Annotated in this window: 14 protein-coding genes; 13 read left to right on the top strand and 1 reads right to left on the bottom strand. The window is 72.5% G+C overall.

The features are described from left to right. Positions 1–220 precede the first annotated feature (220 nt). The gene (fusA, locus tag ACGFMP_RS10890) at positions 221–2,281 is read left to right on the top strand and encodes an elongation factor G (protein ID WP_393671751.1); all 2,061 of its coding nucleotides are present in this window, start codon (positions 221–223) and stop codon (positions 2,279–2,281) included. A gap of 176 nt (positions 2,282–2,457) precedes the next feature. Here fusA and bldD read toward each other — a convergent pair whose 3' ends face one another. After that, positions 2,458–2,958 (bottom strand): transcriptional regulator BldD, encoded by a 501-nt coding sequence (bldD, locus tag ACGFMP_RS10885; RefSeq protein WP_033174517.1) that lies wholly within the window; start codon positions 2,956–2,958, stop codon positions 2,458–2,460. Positions 2,959–3,143: 185 nt separating this feature from the next. Here bldD and pyrR point away from each other — a divergent pair, with 185 nt between their 5' ends. From pyrR to coaBC, 12 genes are all read left to right on the top strand, one after another. Beyond that, positions 3,144–3,740: a bifunctional pyr operon transcriptional regulator/uracil phosphoribosyltransferase PyrR gene (gene pyrR, locus ACGFMP_RS10880; protein ID WP_393671750.1), complete on the top strand. Its 597-nt coding sequence runs from the start codon at positions 3,144–3,146 to the stop codon at positions 3,738–3,740. Between the two features lie 90 nt (positions 3,741–3,830). Then, positions 3,831–4,814: an aspartate carbamoyltransferase catalytic subunit gene (locus tag ACGFMP_RS10875; RefSeq protein ID WP_393671749.1), complete on the top strand. Its 984-nt coding sequence runs from the start codon at positions 3,831–3,833 to the stop codon at positions 4,812–4,814. Between the two features lie 2 nt (positions 4,815–4,816). Further along, the gene (locus ACGFMP_RS10870; RefSeq protein ID WP_393671748.1) at positions 4,817–6,103 is read left to right on the top strand and encodes a dihydroorotase; all 1,287 of its coding nucleotides are present in this window, start codon (positions 4,817–4,819) and stop codon (positions 6,101–6,103) included. Further along, positions 6,100–6,732, top strand: coding sequence for a hypothetical protein (locus ACGFMP_RS10865; RefSeq protein WP_393671747.1), 633 nt, complete (start codon positions 6,100–6,102; stop codon positions 6,730–6,732). Before ACGFMP_RS10870 ends, ACGFMP_RS10865 begins: the two co-directional genes overlap by 4 nt. Continuing rightward, complete coding sequence (carA, locus tag ACGFMP_RS10860) at positions 6,729–7,862, top strand: glutamine-hydrolyzing carbamoyl-phosphate synthase small subunit (protein WP_393671746.1); 1,134 nt, start codon at positions 6,729–6,731, stop codon at positions 7,860–7,862. The genes ACGFMP_RS10865 and carA overlap by 4 nt, the downstream gene beginning before the upstream one ends. Continuing rightward, on the top strand, positions 7,855–11,166 hold the full coding sequence (carB, locus tag ACGFMP_RS10855) for a carbamoyl-phosphate synthase large subunit (protein WP_393671745.1): 3,312 nt from the start codon (positions 7,855–7,857) through the stop codon (positions 11,164–11,166). The genes carA and carB overlap by 8 nt, the downstream gene beginning before the upstream one ends. 314 nt (positions 11,167–11,480) lie before the next feature. Next, positions 11,481–12,590 (top strand): quinone-dependent dihydroorotate dehydrogenase, encoded by a 1,110-nt coding sequence (locus ACGFMP_RS10850; protein WP_393671744.1) that lies wholly within the window; start codon positions 11,481–11,483, stop codon positions 12,588–12,590. After that, positions 12,587–13,435, top strand: a complete 849-nt coding sequence (gene pyrF / locus ACGFMP_RS10845) for an orotidine-5'-phosphate decarboxylase (RefSeq protein ID WP_393671743.1) — start codon at positions 12,587–12,589, stop codon at positions 13,433–13,435. Before ACGFMP_RS10850 ends, pyrF begins: the two co-directional genes overlap by 4 nt. 323 nt (positions 13,436–13,758) lie before the next feature. Next, positions 13,759–14,082, top strand: a complete 324-nt coding sequence (locus ACGFMP_RS10840; protein WP_073502779.1) for an integration host factor — start codon at positions 13,759–13,761, stop codon at positions 14,080–14,082. Between the two features lie 37 nt (positions 14,083–14,119). Continuing rightward, on the top strand, positions 14,120–14,743 hold the full coding sequence (gene gmk / locus ACGFMP_RS10835; protein WP_393671741.1) for a guanylate kinase: 624 nt from the start codon (positions 14,120–14,122) through the stop codon (positions 14,741–14,743). 69 nt (positions 14,744–14,812) lie between these two features. Then, positions 14,813–15,085 (top strand): DNA-directed RNA polymerase subunit omega, encoded by a 273-nt coding sequence (rpoZ, locus tag ACGFMP_RS10830; RefSeq protein ID WP_033174507.1) that lies wholly within the window; start codon positions 14,813–14,815, stop codon positions 15,083–15,085. Positions 15,086–15,213: 128 nt separating this feature from the next. Then, positions 15,214–16,482, top strand: coding sequence for a bifunctional phosphopantothenoylcysteine decarboxylase/phosphopantothenate--cysteine ligase CoaBC (gene coaBC / locus ACGFMP_RS10825; protein WP_393671740.1), 1,269 nt, complete (start codon positions 15,214–15,216; stop codon positions 16,480–16,482). Positions 16,483–16,640 lie beyond the last annotated feature (158 nt).

Raw genomic sequence — 16,640 nt, 5'->3', positions numbered from 1 at the left:
CCGGCCGTGCGCGAGCGCACCGCTGCTGTCGTCCCCCCGTCGCGGCACAAGGTGATCCTGGTGTCTTCGCGCCTCCGGCGCCGGCTGCGCGGCCGGCCCCGGACCCCCTGACGCATCCCGCCCCACCCGACCGCAGGCCTGTCCGCCTGCGGCCAGGGGCCCGGTGTGCACGGGGAATCGCGCCCGCCCTCTTCCCTGATCACCCGAAAGGCCCAGGGCCGTGCGCAGCACCCACGACCGCCAGACCGCCACCCCGCTCGCCGCCGTCCGCAACATCGGCATCCTCGCCCACGTGGACGCGGGCAAGACCACCGTCACCGAGCGGGTCCTCTACCTCACCGGCGCCACCCACAAGCGCGGTGAGGTCCACGACGGCACGACCGTCACCGACTTCGACCAGCAGGAGCGCGACCGTGGCATCACCATCTTTGCGGCAGCCGTCAGCTGTGCCTGGGACGGCCACCGGATCAACCTGATCGACACGCCGGGGCACGTCGACTTCGCCGACGAGGTGGAGCGCTCGCTGCGGGTGCTCGACGGCGCCGTCGCGGTCTTCGGCGCCGTCGCGGGCGTCGAACCGCAGAGCGAGTCGGTGTGGCGCCAGGCCGACAGGTACGGCGTCCCGCGGATCGCCTTCGTCAACAAGCTGGACCGGGCGGGCGCCGACCTCGACACCGCGGTCGACTCCATCCGGCGGCGGCTGCACACCGTACCGCTGGTGGTGCAGCTGCCGATCGGGCGCGAGGACGGCTTCACCGGCGTGGTCGACCTGATCGGGATGCGCGCGCTCGTCTGGGCCGACGGCGCCGACGCGTACGCCGAGGGCGACGTGCCGGACGACCTGCTGGCCGAGGCGCGGCGCCGCCGCCGGCTGCTGGAGGAGGCGGTGGCCGAACTGCACCCGGCCGTGCTCGAGGAGTTCTGCTCGGGCACGCCGGTCACCGCGGCGACGCTGTCCGCGGCGCTGCGCGACCTCACCCGCGGCGGCGAGGCCGTGGTGGTGCTGTGCGGCTCGGCCTACCGCAACCGCGGTGTCGAGCCGCTGCTGGACGCCGTCACCGCCTACCTGCCGTCGCCGCTGGACGTCCCGGCGGTGAGCGGCATGGCGGGCGACCTGCCCGCCGAGCGGCCCGCCGACCCGGCGGCGCCCTTCGCCGGGCTGGTGTTCAAGGTCAGTGCGACCGCCACCGGGCGGCTGACGTACCTGCGGATCTACTCGGGAACGCTGCGGAAGGGGGACACCGTGCTGGACGCGGGCAGGCGCGGGAACGAACGGATCGGCCGCATCCTGCGGGTCCAAGCCGACCGGCACGCGGAGCTCGACCAGGCCGTCGCCGGCGACATCGTCGCCGTCGTCGGGCCCAAGGCCGCACGCGCCGGTGCCACGCTGTGCGCGCCGGGCGCCCCGCTGGTCCTGGAGCCGCCGACGGTGGCGGAGCCGGTGGTCTCCGTGGCGGTCGAGGCCGGCCGCAACGCCGACACCGAGCGGCTGGTCGCCGCACTGGCACGGCTGGTCGAGGAGGACCCGTCGCTCGCGGTGCGCACCGACCGGGAGACCGGCCAGCTGGTGCTGGCCGGCATGGGCGAGCTGCACCTGGAGGTCGCGGTGGAGAAGATCCGCCGCGCCCACGGGCTGGAGGTCGCCGTCGGCCGCCCGCAGGTCGCCTACCGGGAGACCGTGCTGCGCGGGGTGACCGGGCATGTCCACCGGCACGTCAAGCAGGACGGCGGGGCCGGGCAGTTCGCGCACGTCGTGATCGACGTGGCACCGCATGCCGCTGCCGCGGGGGAGGAGGAGTTCGTGTTCGCGTCCACCGTGACCGGCGGGCGGGTGCCGCGCGAGTACGTGCGGGCGGTCGAGGCGGGCTGCCGGGACGCACTGGTCGAGGGACCGCTCGGCGGCCACCCGGTGACCGGGGTGCGGGTCACGCTGACCGACGGTGCCACCCATCCGAAGGACTCCTCGGAGATGGCCTTCCGCACGGCCGGCCGCTTCGCCCTCCAGGAGGCGCTGCGGGCGGGCACGATGCAGCTGCTGGAGCCGGTCGTCGAGGTCACGGCGACCGTGCCGGAGTCTTGCGTCGGCGGCGTGCTGGGCGATCTCGCGGCCCGCCGCGGCCGGGTGTCGGGTTCGGTCGCCCAGGCGGGCGGCACGGTCGTCTCGGCGACGGTGCCGCTGGCCGAGCTGTTCGGCTACGCAGGGGCCCTGCGCAGCCGGACGCAGGGCCGCGGGGTCTTCACCGCACACCCCCGCGGCTACGCCCCGGCCCCGCCCCGCTGAACGGGCGTGCCCCCTCTCCCTCCGGCCGGGGGAGGGGGCGCCCCTTCGCGCCCTGGGTCCGCGACCGCCGGCGGCTCCGGGCGGAAAAAGGGCCGCCCGGGGCGGCACCCCGGGCCTACGGGGGCGCCGCCCCGGGCGGCGGGACGTTTCTGCAAGTGTGCGGACAAAGCCGGGCGCTAGCCCTCTTCGTGCTGGACCGCCCGCCTGGCGTCGGCGTCGAGCACACCCCAGCCGATGAGCTGCTCGGTGAGGACCGACGGCGACTGGTCGTAGATCACGGCGAGGGTACGGAGATCGTCCTGCCGGATCGACAGCACCTTGCCGTTGTAGTCGCCGCGCTGGCTCTGGATGGTGGCCGCGTAGCGCTGCAGCGGCCCGGCCTTCTCCGGCGGGACCTGGGAAAGGCGCTCGAGGTCGAGCACGAGCTTCGGCGGCGGCTCTGCGGCCCCGCCGGGAGTCGTACCCGGCAGCAGTTCCTGCACGGGCACGCCGTAGAAATCGGCGAGCTCGGCGAGGCGCTGCACGGTCACGGCACGGTCGCCGCGCTCGTACGACCCCACGACCACTGCCTTCCAGCGGCCCTGGGACTTCTCCTCGACACCGTGCAGAGAAAGGCCCTGCTGCGTGCGGATGGCGCGGAGCTTGGCTCCGAGCTGTTTGGCGTAATCGCTGGACATATGGCTCCCCGGACGGAAACTCGGTGACTCACTGTGAGGTTACGCAGCGTAATCCGTGCTAGTCAAGCCGAAAGGGTCCGACCGGTCCCTGACCTGGGCGGTCTGCGGCACCTGATACCGTGAAGCCGTACCCAAGACGTCCTTTAACGCCCGTCCCGTGAGGCGGGGAAGGAGGTCCCCGGCCCATGGTCGAAGACCGCACGACAGCAGAATCGCAGGACCGCCCGGTGCTCGAAGCACCCGACATCGCCCGCGTCCTGACCCGCATCGCCCACGAGATCGTCGAACGCGCCAAGGGCGCCGACGACGTGGTGCTGCTCGGAATCCCCACCCGAGGGGTCTTCCTGGCCCGCCGGCTGGCCGGCAAGCTCGCCGAGATCACCGGCCGCGAGGCCGCCGTCGGCTCGCTCGACACCACCATGTACCGCGACGACCTGCGGCTGCACCCGCCGCGGGCGCTGGCGACGACCGACATCCCCGGCGACGGCATCGACGGCCGGCTGGTCGTCCTGGTCGACGACGTGCTCTTCTCCGGCCGCACCATCAGGGCCGCCCTCGACGCGCTCAACGACATCGGCCGCCCCCGCGCGGTGCAGCTCGCCGTCCTGGTCGACCGCGGCCACCGCGAGCTGCCGATCAGGGCCGACTACGTCGGCAAGAACCTCCCGACCTCGCAGCGCGAGACCGTCAAGGTCCTGCTCACCGAGAACGACGGACGCGACAGCGTCCTGCTCGGCCAGCGGGATCCCGGCGCGCGCGCCGGCACGGCAGCGGACGACTAGCCCGGCCCCGGCAGGACCCCGCACGGGGTCCTGCGCCGCCGCATGCCCTCCGCCCGCCCCGCCAGGCCCCAGCACCCCCCGGAGACCCCGATGAAGCGCCACCTGATCTCGGCCGCCGACCTCACCCGTGACGACGCCCTGCTGATCCTCGACACCGCGGAGGAGATGGCCCGCGTCGCCGACCGGCCGATCAAGAAACTGCCCACCCTGCGCGGCCGCACCGTCGTCAACCTGTTCTTCGAGGACTCGACGAGGACCCGCATCTCCTTCGAGGCGGCGGCCAAGCGGCTGTCCGCCGACGTGATCAACTTCTCCGCCAAGGGCTCCTCGGTCTCCAAGGGCGAGTCCCTGAAGGACACCGCGCTGACCCTGGAGGCGATGGGCGCCGACGCCGTCGTCATCAGGCACCACTCCTCCGGCGCCCCGCACCGGCTGGCCACCTCCGAGTGGATCAACGCCTCCGTCGTCAACGCGGGCGACGGCACCCACGAGCACCCCACCCAGGCGCTGCTCGACGCCTTCACCATGCGCCGCCACCTCTCGGGCGTCGGCCGCGACCTGGACGGCCGCCGGGTCACCGTCGTCGGCGACATCCTGCACAGCAGGGTCGCCCGCTCCAACGTCCTGCTGCTGACCACCCTCGGCGCCAGGGTCACCCTGGTGGCCCCGCCCACGCTGCTGCCGATCGGCGTCGAGCAGTGGCCCTGCGAGGTGTCGTACGACCTCGACGCCGTGCTCGCCAAGTCCGACGCGGTGATGATGCTGAGGGTGCAGCGCGAGCGGATGAACGCCGCCTACTTCCCCACCGAGCGCGAGTACGCCCGCCGCTACGGCCTCGACGGCCAGCGGATGGCGGTACTGCCCGAGCACGCCATCGTCATGCACCCCGGCCCGATGAACCGCGGCATGGAGATCACCGCGGAGGTCGCCGACTCCCCGCGCTGCACCGCGGTCGAGCAGGTCGCCAACGGCGTCAGCACCCGGATGGCGGTGCTCTACCTGCTGCTCGGCGGCTCGGAGCCGGCCATCAGCACCGACCGATCCGACAGCGCCCGCACCGAGGAGAGCAAGTAATCATGAGCGACACCCTGATCCGCGGGGCGAAGATCCTCGGCGGCGAAGCCCAGGACGTGCTGATCGGCGGCGGGACCGTGACCGCGGTGGGCACAGGCCTCGAAGCGCCCGGCGCCACGGTCGTGGAGGCCGCCGGCCACATCCTGCTGCCCGGCCTCGTCGACCTGCACACCCATCTGCGCGAGCCCGGCCGCGAGGACTCCGAGACCGTGCTCACCGGCACCCGCGCCGCCGCGGCCGGCGGCTTCACCGCCGTGCACGCGATGGCCAACACCTTCCCGGTCGCCGACACCGCGGGCGTCGTCGAGCAGGTCTGGCGGCTCGGCCGCGAGTCCGGCTACTGCGACGTCCAGCCGGTCGGCGCCGTCACCGTCGGACTGGAGGGCAGGCAGCTCGCGGAGCTCGGCGCGATGGCCGACTCGGCCGCCCAGGTGCGGGTCTTCTCCGACGACGGCAAGTGCGTGGACGACGCCGTCATCATGCGCAGGGCCCTGGAGTACGTGAAGGCCTTCGACGGGGTCGTCGCCCAGCACGCCCAGGAGCCGCGGCTCACCGAGGGCGCCCAGATGAACGAGGGCACCGTCTCCGGCGAGCTGGGCCTGACCGGATGGCCCGCGGTCGCCGAGGAGTCGGTCATCGCCCGCGACGTGCTGCTCGCCGCGCACGTCGGCTCCCGGGTGCACATCTGCCACCTGTCCACCGCCGGCTCCGTCGAGATCGTCCGCTGGGCCAAGTCCAAGGGCTGGGACGTCACCGCCGAGGTCACCCCGCACCACCTGCTGCTGACCGACGAGCTGGTCCGCTCCTACGACCCGGTCTACAAGGTCAACCCGCCGCTGCGCACCGAGGCCGACGTCATCGCGCTGCGCGAGGCGCTCGCCGACGGGACCATCGACTGCGTCGCCACCGACCACGCCCCGCACCCGCACGAGGACAAGGACTGCGAGTGGGCCGCGGCCGCCATGGGAATGGTGGGCCTGGAGACCGCGCTGTCCGTGGTCCAGCACACCATGGTCGACACCGGCCTGCTGGACTGGGCGGGCGTCGCCGACCGGATGTCCGCCCGCCCCGCCGCCATCGGCAGGCTCGCCGGGCACGGCCGCCCGATCGCCGCCGGCGAGCCCGCGAATCTGGTGCTGCTCGATCCCGCATACCGTGGAGTCGTCAATCCCGCGGGCTTCGCCTCCCGCAGCCGCAACACCCCCTACGCGGGCCGCGAGCTGCCGGGCCGCGTCGTCGCCACCTTCCTGCGGGGCCACGCGACGGTCATGGACGGGAAGCTCACATGACACCTCGGACACAGCTCGCAGCCGCGCTCGCCGCAGCACAGGACGGCGGGAAGCACTCGGCGAAGGTCACCGACTGGACCGACAGGATCGGCTGGATCGTCGGCCTGCTGCTGGTCGTCGGCCTGGTCTACTGGCTGATGCGGCAGGGCTGGCAGTGGCGCCGCACCCTCCAGGGCGGCCTGCCCGCCCTCCCGCAGGCCCCCGAGGCCGCGGGCCCCGCCCTGCTCACGGCGGACGGCCGCTACCACGGCAGCACCACCGCGGGGCAGTGGCTCGACCGGATCGTCGCCCACGGCCTCGGCGTCCGCAGCAGGGCCGAGCTGACCCTCACCGAGCAGGGCCTCGACGTGGACCGCACCGGCGCCCCCGGCTTCTTCGTGCCCGTCGCCGCCCTGCGCGGCGCACGGCTGGACAAGGGCATCGCGGGGAAGGTGCTCACCGAGGGCGGCCTGCTGGTCGTCACGTGGGAGCACGGCGGCACCCTCATCGACTCCGGCTTCCGGTCCGACCGGGCCGCCGACCACCCCGCGTGGGTCGAGCAGATCAACCGGCTCAGTGGCGACAGCGTCGTCGCCTTCACCGGCACCAGGCCGGGCACAAGGCAACACGAGAAGGAAGGCGCACAATGACGACCTCCACCCGGGCGGCCACGACGCCCGCCGTACTCGTCCTGGAGGACGGCCGCTCCTTCCGCGGCCGCGCCTACGGAGCGGTGGGGGAGACCTTCGGCGAGGCGGTCTTCTCCACCGGCATGACCGGCTACCAGGAGACGCTGACCGACCCCTCGTACCACCGGCAGGTGGTCGTCATGACCGCCCCGCACGTCGGCAACACCGGCGTCAACGACGAGGACCCCGAGTCCTCGCGCATCTGGGTCGCGGGCTACGTCGTACGCGACCCCGCGCGCGTCCCGTCCAACTGGCGCTCCCGGCGCTCCCTCGACGACGAACTCGCCGCGCAGGGCGTCGTCGGCATCAGCGGCATCGACACCCGCGCGCTGACCCGGCACCTGCGCGAACGCGGCGCCATGCGGGTCGGCATCTTCTCCGGCGACGCGCTCGCCGACGAGGACGCCCTGCTCACCCGGGTCCTGCAGGCCCCCGAGATGACCGGCGCCGACCTGTCCGCCGAGGTCGCCACCGAGCAGCCGTACGTCGTCCCCGCCATCGGCACCAAACGCTTCACCGTCGCCGCCCTCGACCTCGGCATCAAGGGCATGACTCCGCGCCGGATGGCGGAGCGCGGCATCGAGGTGCACGTCCTGCCCGCGACCGCGACCGTCGAGGACGTCTACGCGGTCGCCCCGGACGGCGTCTTCCTGTCCAACGGCCCCGGCGACCCCGCCACCGCCGACCTCAGCGTCATCCAGGAGGTGCTGGCGCGCAGCACCCCGCTGTTCGGGATCTGCTTCGGCAACCAGCTGCTGGGCCGGGCGCTCGGCTTCGGCACCTACAAGCTCAAGTACGGCCACCGCGGCATCAACCAGCCCGTGCAGGACCGCAGCACCGGCAAGGTCGAGGTCACCGCGCACAACCACGGCTTCGCCGTCGACGCCCCGCTCGACCGCGTCAGCGACACCCCCTACGGGCGCGCCGAGGTCAGCCACGTCTGCCTCAACGACCAGGTGGTGGAGGGGCTGCGGCTGCTCGACCGGCCCGCCTTCAGCGTGCAGTACCACCCCGAGGCCGCCGCGGGCCCGCACGACGCCGCGTACCTGTTCGACCGCTTCATCGAGCTCATGGAGGCCCAGCGTGCCTAAGCGCACCGACATCCGGTCCGTTCTGGTCATCGGCTCGGGTCCGATCGTCATCGGCCAGGCCGCCGAGTTCGACTACTCCGGCACCCAGGCCTGCCGGGTGCTGAAGTCCGAGGGCCTGCGGGTCGTCCTGGTCAACTCCAACCCGGCCACGATCATGACCGACCCGGAGATCGCCGACGCCACCTACGTCGAGCCCATCACCCCCGAGTACGTCGCCAAGATCATCGCCAAGGAGCGCCCCGACGCGCTGCTTCCCACCCTCGGCGGCCAGACCGCGCTGAACACTGCGATCTCGCTGCACGAGGACGGCACCCTGGCCGAATACGGCGTCGAGCTGATCGGCGCCAACGTCGAGGCCATCAACAAGGGCGAGGACCGCGAGCTGTTCAAGGGCGTGGTCGAGGCCGTCAAGGCGAAGATCGGCCACGGCGAGTCCGCCCGCTCGGTGATCTGCCACTCCATGGACGACGTGCTGGCCGGCGTCGACACCCTCGGCGGCTACCCCGTCGTGGTCCGCCCCTCCTTCACCATGGGCGGCGCCGGCTCCGGCTTCGCCCACGACGAGGAGGAGCTGCGCCGTATCGCGGGCCAGGGCCTGACCCTCTCACCGACCACCGAGGTGCTGCTCGAAGAGTCCATCCTCGGCTGGAAGGAGTACGAGCTGGAGCTGATGCGCGACAAGCACGACAACGTCGTGGTCGTCTGCTCCATCGAGAACTTCGACCCGATGGGCGTCCACACCGGCGACTCCATCACCGTCGCGCCCGCGATGACGCTCACCGACCGCGAGTACCAGAGGCTGCGCGACATCGGCATCGCGGTGATCCGCGAGGTCGGCGTCGACACCGGCGGCTGCAACATCCAGTTCGCCGTCAACCCCGACGACGGCCGGATCATCGTCATCGAGATGAACCCCCGGGTGTCCCGCTCCTCGGCGCTGGCGTCCAAGGCCACCGGCTTCCCGATCGCCAAGATCGCCGCCCGGCTCGCCGTGGGCTACACGCTCGACGAGATCCCCAACGACATCACCGCGAAGACCCCGGCGTCCTTCGAGCCCACCCTCGACTACGTGGTCGTGAAGGTGCCGCGCTTCGCCTTCGAGAAGTTCCCCGCCGCCGACGCGACCCTCACCACCACCATGAAGTCCGTCGGCGAGGCGATGGCCATCGGCCGCAACTTCACCGAGGCGCTGAACAAGGCGCTGCGCTCGCTGGAGAAGAAGGGCTCGCAGTTCGACTTCGTCAGCCCGGTCGGCGACAAGGCCGGACTGCTGGCACTGGCCGCCGTCCCCACCGACGGCCGGATCAACACCGTGATGTCCGCGATCAGGGCCGGCGCGACCCAGGAGGAGGTCTTCACCGCCACCAGGATCGACCCGTGGTTCGTCGACCAGCTCTTCCTGATCCACGAGCACGCCGAGGCGCTGGCCGCCGCCGACCGGCTCGAACCCGAACTGCTCGCCGACGCCAAGCGGCACGGCTTCTCCGACGCCCAGATCGCCGGCATCAGGGGCCTGCGCGAGGAGGTCGTCCGCGAGGTGCGGCACGCGCTCGGCATCCGCCCGGTCTACAAGACCGTCGACACCTGCGCCGCCGAGTTCGCCGCCGACACCCCGTACTTCTACTCCTCCTACGACGAGGAGAGCGAGGTCGCGCCCCGCGGCAAGCCCGCCGTGATCATCCTCGGCTCGGGACCCAACCGGATCGGCCAGGGCATCGAGTTCGACTACTCCTGCGTGCACGCCTCCTTCGCGCTGCACGACGCCGGGTACGAGACCGTGATGGTCAACTGCAACCCCGAGACCGTCTCCACCGACTACGACACCTCCGACCGGCTCTACTTCGAGCCGCTCACCCTGGAGGACGTGCTGGAGATCGTGCACGCCGAGACCCTGGCGGGACCCGTCGCGGGCGTCATCGTGCAGCTCGGCGGCCAGACCCCGCTCGGCCTCGCCCAGGCGCTCAAGGACAACGGCGTGCCCGTCGTCGGCACCTCGCCCGAGGCCATCCACCTCGCCGAGGACCGCGGCGCCTTCGGCCGGGTGCTGGCCGAGGCCGGACTGCCCGCGCCCAAGCACGGCACCGCCACCTCCTTCCCCGGCGCCAAGGCCATCGCCGACGAGATCGGCTACCCGGTGCTGGTGCGGCCCTCGTACGTGCTCGGCGGCCGCGGCATGGAGATCGTCTACGACGAGACCCGTCTGGCGTCCTACATCGCCGAGTCCACCGAGATCGGTGCCGACCGCCCGGTCCTGGTCGACCGCTTCCTCGACGACGCCATCGAGATCGACGTGGACGCCCTCTTCGACGGCCAGGAGCTCTACCTCGGCGGCGTCATGGAGCACATCGAGGAAGCCGGCATCCACTCCGGCGACTCCGCCTGCGCGCTGCCGCCCATCACGCTGGGCGGCCACGACATCAAGCGGCTGCGCGCCTCCACCGAGGCCATCGCCCGCGGTGTCGGGGTCCAGGGCCTGATCAACATCCAGTTCGCGCTGGCCGGTGACATCCTCTACGTGCTGGAGGCCAACCCGCGCGCCTCCCGCACGGTGCCCTTCACCTCCAAGGCGACCGCGGTGCCGCTCGCCAAGGCCGCGGCCCGCATCTCGCTCGGCGCGACCGTCGCGGAACTGCGCGCCGAGGGCATGCTGCCCGCCACCGGCGACGGCGGGACCCTGCCGCTGGACGCACCGATCTCCGTCAAGGAGGCCGTGCTGCCCTGGAGCCGCTTCCGCGACGTCCAGGGCCGCGGGGTCGACACCATCCTCGGCCCCGAGATGCGCTCCACCGGCGAGGTCATGGGCATAGACGCCGTCTTCGGCACCGCCTACGCCAAGTCGCAGGCCGCCGCGTACGGGGCGCTGCCCACCAAGGGGCGCGCCTTCGTCTCGGTCGCCAACCGCGACAAGCGCGCGCTGATCTTCCCGGCCCGCGCGCTGATCGAGCACGGCTTCGAGATCCTGGCCACCTCGGGCACCGCGGAGGTACTGCGCCGCAACGGGATCCCGGCGCGGGTCGTGCGCAAGCAGTCGGAAGGGGTCGGGCCCGCCGGGGAGCCGACCGTGGTGACCCTCATCCACGAGGGCGAGGTCGACCTGATCGTCAACACCCCCTTCGGCACCGGGGGCAGGCTCGACGGCTACGACATCCGTACGGCCGCCGTGGCCCGCGGCGTCCCCTGCCTGACCACGGTCCAGGCGCTGGCGGCGGCGGTGCAGGGCATCGATGCCCTGACCTCCGGCGGTATCGGGGTGTGCTCCCTGCAGGAGCATGCTGCCCGGCTGACCGCCAGCCGCGCGGAGTAGCGCAACCGGGCGGAGCGGCCGTGCCGTTCCGCCTGCGGCAGGGGGGCCTCGGGATGGGGTTCGCGGCCGCGGAGCGGCGGCGGGCGGTCGGTGCCCCGCGGCCGGGTCGGTGGCCGCGAGGGCCGGGCCCTCCGGCGCGGGCAGCCGGCGGCTCGCGGGGCGGCCCGGTCGGCTACGGACCGCCGGCCGGGCCGCCCGGCTCCGCGCAGCTCTGCCCGCGGGGCTTTGCCTCGGGGCGGACCCTGCCGGTGCCCCGGCGAACGCGGGGGATGGAAACCGGTGGGAAGCCGGAAGGCACGAGACAAGGCGAGGGCATGTACGAGCTGTTTTTCCGGCTGGTCTTCCGGAGGATGGACGCCGAGAAGGCACACCACCTGGCCTTCAGGTGGATCCGGGTCGCCGCCCGGGTCCCCGGGGTGCGGGCGCTGGTGAGAGCCGTGGCTGCCCCGCGGCGGGCAGCCTTGCGGATCGTCGCCTTCGGGCGGGAGATGAGCGGCCCCTTCGGCCTCGCCGCCGGCTTCGACAAGAACGCCGTCGCGATCGACGGCATGTCCATGCTCGGCTTCGACCATGTCGAGATCGGCACCGTCACCGCGCAGCCGCAGCCGGGCAACCCGGCCCCGCGGCTCTTCCGGCTGGTGGAGGACCGCGCGCTGATCAACCGCATGGGGTTCAACAACGACGGGTCCGCCGCGGTGGCCGCCCGCCTCGGCGCGCGCCGTACCGTCTTCCCGACCACCGTCGGCGTCAACATCGGCAAGACGAAGGTCGTCCCCGAGGACGAAGCCGTACAGGACTACGTCGCCTCGGCCGAGCGGCTCGCCCGGTACGCCGACTACCTGGTCGTCAACGTGTCCTCCCCGAACACCCCGGGGCTGCGCAACCTCCAGGCCACCGCGGCCCTGCGGCCGCTGCTCGCGGCCGTGCGCGAGGCCGCCGACCGCACGGTCACCGAGCGCCGGGTGCCGCTGCTGGTCAAGATCGCGCCCGACCTCGCGGACGGCGACGTGGACGCGGTCGCGGACCTCGCCGTGGAGCTGGGGCTCGACGGCATCATCGCCACCAACACCACGATCGCCCGCGACGGCCTCGGCCTGACCGCGGACCCGGCGAGGACCGCGGAGACCGGCGGCCTGTCGGGCGCGCCCCTGAAGGACCGCTCGCTGGAGGTGCTGCGGCGGCTGTACGCCAGGGTCGGCGACCGGATCACCCTGGTCGGCGTCGGCGGGGTGGAGGACGCCGAGGACGCCTGGCAGCGCATCCTGGCTGGTGCCACCCTCGTACAGGGCTACAGCGCCTTCATCTACCGCGGGCCCTTCTGGATGCGCGCGGTCCACAAGGGCCTCGCCGCCCGGCTGGCGGCGAGCCCGTACGCCACCCTCGCCGACGCCGTCGGCGCCGACACCAGGAAGGCCACCTCATGACGACCGAGCACCCGGAGCCCTTCGGCGCGCGGCTGCGCCGCGCCATGGACACCCGCGGGCAGCTGTGCGTGGGCATCGACCCGCATGCCTCGCTGCTGGCCGACTGGGGCCTCGGCGACGGCGTCGCGGGCCTGGAGCGCTTCACCATGACCGTGGTGGAGGCGCTGGGGGAGCAGGTCGCGGTCTTCAAGCCGCAGTCCGCGTTCTTCGAGCGCTTCGGCTCGCGCGGCGTCGCCGTCCTGGAGCGTGCGGTGGCCCAGGCGCGGCAGGCGGGCGCGCTGGTGCTGATGGACGCCAAGCGCGGCGACATCGGCTCGACGATGGCCGCGTACGCCGCCACGTACCTCGACAAGGACTCGCCGCTGTTCAGCGACGCCCTCACCGTCAGCCCCTACCTCGGCTTCGGCTCGCTGCGCCCCGCGCTCGACGCGGCGCGGATCTCGGGCGCCGGCGTCTTCGTGCTGGCCCTGACCTCGAATCCGGAGGGCGCCCAGGTGCAGCGTGCCAGGGCAGCCGACGGCCGGCAGGTGGCGCAGCTGATGCTCGACGACATCAGGGCGGAGAACGCCGGCGCGGACCCGCTGGGCTCGGTCGGCGCAGTCGTCGGCGCGACCCTCGGCGAGGCCGGCGCGGGCCTGGCGGTCAACGGTCCGCTGCTGGCCCCCGGCGTCGGCGCCCAGGGCGCGACGCCCGCCGACCTTCCCGGCGTCTTCGGCGATGTGCTCGGCAATGTGCTGCCGAGCGTGAGCCGCGGGGTGCTCAGGCACGGTCCCGACCCGCGCGCGCTGCGCGAGGCGGCGCTCCGATACGCCGACGACGTGCGAAGGGCCTTCGGCGGGGGCTGAAGCGATCTTCCGAAGGCCGGAAGGGCGGGGCAATAGTGCGGTAATACCCTCCGGTAATACGGTCGAATACCGAACCGAAAAAGGGCCGCTTTCAACCACCTGCGGGATTGGGCCTGCGAGCTGTTCCGCTTTGTCCCAAATATCCCCTCGGATCAAGGCTGACCAGGACTTTTCGACTGTTCTCGCTGACTTGAGCCGTCCGGACCGCTAGTCTCCGACAGGAGCGCGCAGTTCACCCGCGCGGCTCTTCGTTCCGCAGGTGCGGGGCGAGTGTGTTTCACACGGTCCATATCCGATTGCTCTACATCCGAGGTGACGTAGGCGTGGCTCTTCCGCCCCTTACCCCCGAACAGCGCGCTGCCGCGCTCGAAAAGGCCGCCGCGGCTCGCCGGGAGCGCGCCGAGGTCAAGAACCGGCTCAAGCACTCCGGCGCCTCCCTGCACGAGGTCATCAAGCAAGGCCAGGAGAACGACGTCATCGGCAAGATGAAGGTCTCCGCCCTGCTCGAGTCCCTTCCCGGTGTCGGGAAAGTGCGCGCCAAGCAGATCATGGAACGGCTCGGCATCTCCGAGAGCCGGCGAGTGCGCGGTCTTGGCTCGAACCAGATCGCGTCCCTGGAGCGCGAGTTCGGCGGTACGCCCGCCTGAGGTCCCGGCACGTCCGGGAACCAGGGATAATCGCTCCATGAGCTCTGCAGTCTCCCGGGGGGCCACCCGCCCCCTCGCTTCGCAGGGGGCCGCCCCGGCCCCCCCGGTCAGACGTCCGCGGCTGACCGTGCTCTCCGGCCCCTCGGGGGTCGGCAAGAGCACGGTCGTCGCCCATCTGCGCACGGTGTACCCCGAGGTATGGCTCTCGGTGTCGGCGACCACCCGCAAGCCGCGCCCCGGCGAACAGCACGGTGTGCAGTATTTCTTCGTCGACGACGACGAGTTCGACAAACTCGTCGCCAACGGCGAACTGCTGGAGTGGGCCGAATTCGCCGGCAACCGCTACGGCACGCCCCGCCGTGCGGTACTCGACAAGCTCAGCGCCGGGGAACCCGTGCTGCTGGAGATCGACCTCCAGGGCGCCCGGCTGGTCCGCGAGTCGATGCCCGACGCGCATCTGGTCTTCCTCGCCCCGCCCAGCTGGGACGAGCTGGTGCGCCGGCTCACCGGCCGCGGCACCGAGTCGCCCGAGGTGATCGAGCGGCGGCTGGCCGCGGCCCGGATCGAGCTGGCGGCCGAGTCCGAGTTCGACCGGACCCTCGTCAACACCTCCGTCGAGGACGTGGCGCGTGAGCTGCTAGCCTTGATGGAGATTGTCTGAACCATCTGTGTTCGTCCTTGCCGGCGCGGTCCTGGCCGGCATCATCCAATCAGTAGGGGTAGGTAGAGCGTGTCCTCTTCCATCACCACGCCCGAGGGCATCATCAACCCGCCGATCGATGAGCTGCTCGAAGCCACCGACTCGAAGTACAGCCTGGTGATCTACGCGGCCAAGCGCGCCCGCCAGATCAACGCGTACTACTCCCAGCTCGGTGAGGGCCTGCTGGAGTACGTCGGCCCCCTGGTGGACACCCACGTCCACGAGAAGCCGCTCTCGATCGCGCTGCGCGAGATCAACGCGGGTCTGCTGACCTCCGAGGCCGTGGAGGCCCCCGCGCACTGAGCCCCGCGCTCGTACGACATCCCGTACGGCACTTCGTACGGCATCACACCACAGGCCCGGCGGCGCGACCGCCGGGCCTGTGGTGTGTCATGGGACGAGCGGTTCCTTCGACACCGGCGGGAGAGACGATGACGCGCGAGGCTGACGGCGGGCACGTGGCGCAGGGCAGGCCACGGGTGGTGCTCGGGGTGGGCGGCGGCATCGCCGCGTACAAGGCCTGCGAGCTGCTGCGCCGGCTCACCGAGTCGGGACACGACGTCACGGTGGTGCCCACCGACTCGGCGCTGCACTTCGTCGGCGAGGCCACCTGGTCCGCGCTGTCCGGCCACCCCGTCTCCACCCGGGTCTGGGACGGTGTCCACGAGGTGCCGCACGTCAGGATCGGGCAGCACGCCGACCTGGTGGTCGTCGCGCCCGCCACCGCCGACCTGCTCGCCAGGGCCGCGCACGGCCTGGCCGACGACCTGCTCACCAACACCCTGCTCACGGCCCGCTGCCCGGTGGTCTTCGCCCCGGCCATGCACACCGAGATGTGGGAGCACCCCGCGACCCAGGAGAACGTCGCCACCCTGCGGCGCCGCGGCGCCGTGGTGGTCGAGCCCGCGGTGGGCCGGCTCACCGGTGTCGACACCGGCAAGGGCAGGCTGCCCGACCCGGCCGAGATCCACGAGGTGTGCCGCCGGGTCATGGCCCGCGGGGACCAACCGCGGGACCTGGCGGGACGCCATGTGGTGATCAGCGCGGGCGGCACCCGGGAGCCCCTCGACCCGGTCCGCTTCCTCGGCAACCGCTCATCGGGCAAGCAGGGCTACGCGCTGGCCCGTACCGCGGTGGCCCGCGGCGCCCGGGTGACCCTGGTCGCCGCCAACACCTCGCTGCCCGACCCGGCGGGCGCCGACGTGCTGCCGGTGGGCACCGCGGCCCAGATGCGCGAGGCCGTGCTTGCGGCCGCCGCCGACGCCGACGCGGTCGTGATGGCCGCCGCGGTGGCCGATTTCCGCCCCGCGGCCTACGTCACCGGCAAGATCAAGAAGAAGGACGGCGAGGAGCCCGCCCCGCTGGCCCTGACCCGCAACGCCGACATCCTCGCCGAGCTGTCGGCCGACCGGCCGCGCGCCGGCCAGGTGGTCGTCGGCTTCGCCGCCGAGACCGACGACGCGCTCGCCAACGGCCGCAGGAAGCTCGCCCGCAAGGGCTGCGACCTGCTGGTGGTCAACGAGGTGGGGGAGCACCGCGCCTTCGGCAGCGAGGACAACGAGGCGGTGGTGCTCGGCGCGGACGGCAGCGAGACCGGGGTGCCGTACGGGCCCAAGGAGGCGCTCGCCGACACGGTGTGGGACCTGGTCGCGGCCAGGCTTCCGGCAGGCGCAGAACGGAAATCCCCCGGTCGGGCGTAACGAAACGGGCAAATCACCCTATAGGGTACTTCTGCGGGTCCGATCGTCGTACCACGGGACCCGCCGGGGCGGGAGTCGGCATATCCAAGGAACGAGATGCCGTGTCCGCCCGCGCGACGCGACCGATAAACTGGCCGCGGAGTGCCGGGCGCAGCCCT

It is taken from the genome of Streptomyces sp. NPDC049040 (genome assembly GCF_043197715.1).
Classification (GTDB): Bacteria; Actinomycetota; Actinomycetes; order Streptomycetales; family Streptomycetaceae; genus Actinacidiphila.
The sequence above is the reverse complement of the archived record's forward strand: the minus strand, read 5'-3'. Positions and strand labels throughout refer to the sequence as shown.

Coding starts and splice junctions, on each gene's coding strand:
- bldD (WP_033174517.1), bottom strand. CDS start 2,958: ATGTCCAGCGATTACGCCAAACAGCTCGGAGCCAAGCTCCGCGCCATC.
- pyrR (WP_393671750.1), top strand. CDS start 3,144: ATGGTCGAAGACCGCACGACAGCAGAATCGCAGGACCGCCCGGTGCTC.
- ACGFMP_RS10875 (WP_393671749.1), top strand. CDS start 3,831: ATGAAGCGCCACCTGATCTCGGCCGCCGACCTCACCCGTGACGACGCC.
- ACGFMP_RS10870 (WP_393671748.1), top strand. CDS start 4,817: ATGAGCGACACCCTGATCCGCGGGGCGAAGATCCTCGGCGGCGAAGCC.
- ACGFMP_RS10865 (WP_393671747.1), top strand. CDS start 6,100: ATGACACCTCGGACACAGCTCGCAGCCGCGCTCGCCGCAGCACAGGAC.
- carA (WP_393671746.1), top strand. CDS start 6,729: ATGACGACCTCCACCCGGGCGGCCACGACGCCCGCCGTACTCGTCCTG.
- ACGFMP_RS10850 (WP_393671744.1), top strand. CDS start 11,481: ATGTACGAGCTGTTTTTCCGGCTGGTCTTCCGGAGGATGGACGCCGAG.
- pyrF (WP_393671743.1), top strand. CDS start 12,587: ATGACGACCGAGCACCCGGAGCCCTTCGGCGCGCGGCTGCGCCGCGCC.
- gmk (WP_393671741.1), top strand. CDS start 14,120: ATGAGCTCTGCAGTCTCCCGGGGGGCCACCCGCCCCCTCGCTTCGCAG.
- coaBC (WP_393671740.1), top strand. CDS start 15,214: ATGACGCGCGAGGCTGACGGCGGGCACGTGGCGCAGGGCAGGCCACGG.